General features: G+C 45.5%; 3 protein-coding genes. 1 reads left to right on the top strand and 2 read right to left on the bottom strand.

The genetic code is table 11. The features are described 5' to 3' along the window. Positions 1–743: 743 nt before the first annotated feature. Positions 744–887: a hypothetical protein gene (locus F6K63_RS36100; protein WP_287267477.1), complete on the bottom strand. Its 144-nt coding sequence runs from the start codon at positions 885–887 to the stop codon at positions 744–746. Positions 888–989: 102 nt separating this feature from the next. Then, positions 990–4,982, bottom strand: a complete 3,993-nt coding sequence (locus tag F6K63_RS36095) for a magnesium chelatase subunit H (protein ID WP_287314909.1) — start codon at positions 4,980–4,982, stop codon at positions 990–992. A gap of 409 nt (positions 4,983–5,391) precedes the next feature. Here F6K63_RS36095 and F6K63_RS36090 point away from each other — a divergent pair, with 409 nt between their 5' ends. Beyond that, positions 5,392–5,697, top strand: a complete 306-nt coding sequence (locus F6K63_RS36090) for a hypothetical protein (RefSeq protein WP_287314907.1) — start codon at positions 5,392–5,394, stop codon at positions 5,695–5,697. Positions 5,698–5,724: the final 27 nt, after the last annotated feature.

Below are 5,724 nucleotides of genomic sequence, written 5' to 3'. Positions count from 1 at the left end.
CCTGATGGGGTCGGATTTGCACCGCCATCCTGATGAATAGTTATAACCTTTGGGATGTTATTCCGCGAGTTACCTGAGTCATAACCTACTCTACTACGAGTTGCTCCTACTCAGAACAAGCCGCACGCTGCAGAGGAGTCCACTCGATAATTTCCGCATAACCAACTACATAGAGGCTATGCATGGTGTTGATTATGCCCTTGCGGGAGCCCTTCAAAATATGCTGAACCGGATATTTTTTGGGAAACGATTCTTGAGGTGCGACCCGTGGCGAATTTAATTCGCCAACGGAAAGCGCACCTGAGGATTATTACTAGGAGTTATATCCTCAGGATTAGTCTCTGGGTTTGGGCGAAATTCGGAATCCATAATGGTCACCTTTTGCTTGTTGTTTTATATTATAATAATAATGATTATAATATAATTTGTCAAGGGTTTTTAGAAATTTTTTTTGACAGCAAATTTCGCGCACCGCAAAGTTGAGTTAAAGTCCCCCAGAATTGGGGGATTTAGGGGGATTTCAGCTTTTAAAGTCCCCCAGAATTGGGGGATTTAGGGGGATTTCAGCTTTCAAAGTCCCCCAGAATTGGGGGATTTAGGGGGCAAATTCGTAAGTCCTAAAAATTAGAGACGCTCTATTGAACGTCTCTAAAAAGCTACTCTGTCTTGATGCAGTCGCTCATGGGGGAAACCCCCAAGACCGCGCTGCATCGCTTTTGGCGTTGCTTAATAATGGAATGATTTTAATACTTTTGTAGAATGGGCATCAAGCGTGGAATGGGCATCTTGGTAGAACTGGCATCTTGGTAGAACTGGCATCTTGGTAGAACTGGCATCTTGGTAGAACTGGCATCTTGGTAGAACTGGCATCTTGGTAGAACTGGCATCTTGGTAGAACTGGCATCTTGCCAGTTTCATGCTTATTGTCGAGCGGGCAGGATGCCCACTCTACTCCTATTCATTCCAAGACTGACGCAACGCCAATAATCCTAATCTATGCCTTCAATTTTATCTTCAACCTCCTGATACAACTCGCGCAACAGCTGTAAATTACTCTCACTAGTTTCCCAATAGCCACGTCCATTAACTTCTAATAACGTAGACACTACTTTACGGAAGGAATTGGGATTCAAATTCATTAACCGCTGACGCATTTCTTCATCCTGGATAAAGGTAGTATTCACATCTTCATAAACCCAGTTATCCACTGCATCAGCCGTTGCACTCCAACCCATAGTATTCACTAAGCGTTTGGAAAGTTCACGCACCCCTTCATAGCCATGATTCAACATGCCCTCGTACCACTTGGGATTAAGTAACTTAGTCCGGGCATCTAAACGGACGGTTTCTGATAGGGTGCGAACCTGAGCATTAGCAGTAGTAGTATCAGCTATGTAAGCGGTTGGTTTCTTACCATCGTTCCGCAAGTTGGCTACTACCTTAGTGGGGTCAGAATCAAAGTAATGAGAAACATCAGTAAGGCTAATTTCCGATGAATCAAGATTCTGGAAGGTAACATCAGCGGTTTTCAAGGCGGACTCAAAAATCTTCTGACTCTGTTCCATGGTGCCTGGGTTATCGGAAGAGAAGGCAAAGGACTTGCGACTGAGATACATATTCTGTAACTCGGCTTCTTCTTCCCAGGTGCTGTTTTCCACAGCTAAATTAACATTGGACGCATAGGAACCAGAAGCATTGGAGAACACCCGAGTCGCCGCTTGCCGTAGATTAATGCCCATCTCTTGAGCTTGTTGCAAACTGTGTTTCCGCACAAAATTCAGTTCCAGGGGTTCATCGGCTTCTGCCGCCATTTTCACCCCTTGGTCGAGTAAATTCATCTGATTGATGAACAAATCCCGGAAGACACCGGAACAGTTAACTACAACATCAATCCGAGGACGACCTAACTCTTCTAAAGGAATTAGTTCTAATTTATTCACCCGTCCCAAGGCATCGGGCACTGGCTTAACCCCGACCATCCACAGAATTTGGGCTAGGGATTCCCCATAGGTCTTAATATTATCGGTACCCCATAGTACACACGCAATGGTTTCTGGCCAAGCCCCATCATTATCTCGCTTTTGCCGTGCCAACAGTCGGTCTACTACAATTTTGGCAGATTTCACCGCTGCTAGGGTGGGAATGGATTGGGGGTCGAGGGCGTGAATATTCTTACCGGTCGGTAGCACATCGGGATTTCGGATCGGGTCACCACCAGGACCTGGCAGCACATATTCCCCATCTAAGGCTTGGAGCATTGCTCCTAGTTCGTTGTCTGCTACTATCTGCTCTAAACAGAATTCGAGATAGTCAAACAGAGGCTTGATCGCTTCGGAATCTACTTTGGTGTATCCTAAATTGTGCAAGGCTTCTACCCAGGGTTCTTTTTTACCAAGGTTGAGGAAGTTGAGTTTAGAGACTTTAGAAACTCGTCCATCGGTGTCGATTTGAGCTTGAACCATAGCACTAACAGCAGCACGGGTAGCTTGGGTGATATCTTGCAACAATTCCACATCAGCTAAGATGCCTTGGTCATTGTTGCTGTAAATTTCATCAATATCTCGCTCAATACTGTTAGCAATAATCCGGGGTAAACCGATGATTTCGTCTTCGCTACGGTCTAAGTTAGCAATATTGACTAGCGTTGCGATCGCTTCTTCTGCGGTTGGTGGCTTACCAATCACATGCAACCCACAGGGTAACAACCTTGATTCAATTTCCATCAAGCGGCGGTACACCTGACCGACCAAAGTATCCCGTTCTTCGGCACTCAGCTCCTTGGCATCTTGCTCGGGCAAGGCAATATCTTGGTCAAGATTCACCAAGCGGCACTTATCCATAATGGTGTTAACAATGGGAACACCGCGCCCAGTATCTTTGAGAGTTTGATAAGACCCAATTAACTCACTGAGTTCCTTTAAGCCTTTATATAATCCAGCATTTTCTGCCGGTGGAGTCAGATAGGATATGGTTTCAGCGTAGCTGCGGCGCTTAGCAATAGTTGCTTCACTAGGATTATTGGCAGCATAGTAGTACAGATTGGGAATAGAACCAATTAAATTATCTGGATAACAGTCTCCAGACATCCCCATCTGTTTCCCTGGCATAAATTCTAGAGACCCGTGGGTGCCGAAGTGCAGCACCGCATCGGCTTGCCAGATTTGTTCTAAATAGGTGTAATAGGCAGCAAAGCCATGGTGAGGACTTGCGGAACGGGAGAACAACAGTAGCATTGGGTCTCCTTCATAGCCAAAGGTAGGTTGTACTCCGATGAATACATTCCCGAAGTGCTTGCCGTAGATTAACAAGTTTTGTCCATCACTATTAAGATGTCCTGGTGGTGGTCCCCAGTTTTCCTCTAAGCGAGTGGAGTAGGGAGTAAACCGTTCATACTCCATTACCGACATCCGGTGAGCAATATTCAATTCTGGACTAGCGTACTGAGCTTGGGCATCATGGATCACCTCTTGCATCAGTGCCTCAGCTGATTCCGGCAAGTCTTGGACATCATAACCATTGTTGTTCAGGGCTTCCATCACTTTATAGATGGAACCAAATACATCAAGATAGGCCGCTGTCCCAACATTGCCTTTATCTGGGGGAAAGCTAAAGACTGTGATGGCAATTTTCTTATCAAGCTTGGGCTTACGGCGCAAATTCGCCCACTTCATCACCCGTCGGGCTACTGATTCAATCCGGTCCTGTAACGCAATGGATTTTCCAGTTGCGCCATCCCGTCCGGATAGGATAATTGGTTCAATGGCACCATCCAGCTCTGGAATGGCAATTTGCAATGCTACTTGAATCGGGTGCAGTCCCAATTCACTATTTTCCCACTCTTCCGTAGTTTGGAAGACTAAGGGAAGTGTAACCATATAGGGGCGATTGAGGCGTTTTAAGGATTCAATCGCTTTGGGATGGTCTTGCCGTGCTGGACCTCCGACTAGAGCAAAGCCGGTTAGAGATACCACAGCATCCACTAAGGGGACTACGGTTTTGCCATGTTCCTCAGAAAAATAGGCATCTACAGGTTTAGAGAAATCCAGACCACCAGCAAATACGGGAATCACCTTTGCTCCCATGGCTTCCAGTTCCTGCACCATGGCTACATAATGGGCATCATCCCCTGTAACTAGGTGAGTGCGTTGCAGGACTAAACCAATACAGGGAGCGAGAGGGTCTTTTAAGTCTGTTGAGATATCCTGACGGCTACTATACCAGTTGAGGTATTCCTTGACATCTTCAAACATTTGTGGTGCTAGAGGATGCCAAACCCCCATATCTGGGTAAACCACTGGGTCTTTGAATTGGACAGAGGTTTCGCTGTTTTTCTTCTCTGTCTTAAATACATACTTATCTGCTAGCATCAGCAGGAAGTTTTCCAGGTTATCAGAAGATCCCCCCAGCCAATACTGGAAACTGAGCATGAAGTTGCGAGCATCCTGAGCTTTGTCCATGGGCATATACTTCAGGACTTTCGGTAAGGTCTGCAACAGCTTCAGCATACTGTCTTGGAAAGAAGACCCAGATTTTTTCTTGCGCTTACGCATGAATTGTGCGATCGCACTCTTGGATTGACCCAAATTCGCCATGGAGAAGCTACCTAATTTATTCAGGCGCATCACTTTGGGCATTGATGGAAATACCACTGCGGCATCCAAGCGATCGCGATGGGGTTTTACAGCGGTGACTACCTTCTCGGCCAAGTCTTCTATGAAAATTAGTGACGCGATAAAGATATTCGCTTCTGCTATATCCCGTTTAAAGTCTTGATAGTTTTCTGGGTCACGCAGCTCCTCAATTAGGTAGCCGCTGATTTCAATAGCGATATCTGGTTGATTTTGATTGATTGACCGAACAGCAGCTGATAATGCACTCTGGTACTGCGGTTCTAGCACGACATAGACCACCTTCAGCAAATGACGCCCATTCAATGCTTCTGGGGTGATGTGTCTAATGGTGGACTTGACGTGAGTGAACATGCGGCTAGATCTCCTTCCTGATTATTCGTTGTCTGTGCCTTACCTTGAGTGGCGGTAAGTGGCTGATCACCTTTGATGGTTTTGATCGTATTTAGATTTTATTGATAGATGTCCTATCGAACCTCTCTACCAGTGACCACTCACTCTTGGTTGGGATGGTTTTGTTTTGCCAACTAAAGAGTTTCTATCAAAAAACGTATACTTTCAGGGAGTTACAGCCGTTATCTGATACAATTCGATATAAAAATTGCCAGTTTTTGTAAAATTACTTAACAATTACTGAAGTAGTAAATCTGTTGCCCTTAACAAAAATACACAAAAAAAATCCTTGACAAAGGTAACCTTAGTTGTATATATAAGGATATTTTATCGATTTATAAAACTATTACTTATCGTTCCTCCTTAATTATTGCTTAAGATTTTGTGGTCAGTGGTCAGCAGTCAGTGGTCAGCAGTCAGCAGTCAGCAGTCAGCAGTCAGTGGTCAGCAGTCAGTGGTCAGCAGTCAGCAGTCAGCAGTCAGCACTCAGCAGTCAGCACTCAGCAGTCAGCAGTCAGCACTCAGCAGTCAGCACTCAGCAGTCAGCAGTCAGCAGTCAGCAGTCAGCACTCAGCAGTCAGCAGTCAGCAGTCAGCGGTCAGCAGTCAGCAGTCAGCAGTCAGCACTCAGCAGTCAGCAGTCAGCAGACAGCAGTCAGCAGTCAGCTAACGAGTAAAGATATCGTTGGTCAACTAATCACTAA

Origin of the sequence: Moorena sp. SIO1G6, assembly GCF_010672795.1 — a bacterium.
Classification (GTDB): Bacteria; Cyanobacteriota; Cyanobacteriia; order Cyanobacteriales; family Coleofasciculaceae; genus Moorena; species Moorena producens.
This window is presented reverse-complemented; position numbering and strand designations above follow the sequence as displayed.

Coding starts and splice junctions, on each gene's coding strand:
- F6K63_RS36100 (WP_287267477.1), bottom strand. CDS start 887: ATGCCAGTTCTACCAAGATGCCAGTTCTACCAAGATGCCAGTTCTACC.
- F6K63_RS36095 (WP_287314909.1), bottom strand. CDS start 4,982: ATGTTCACTCACGTCAAGTCCACCATTAGACACATCACCCCAGAAGCA.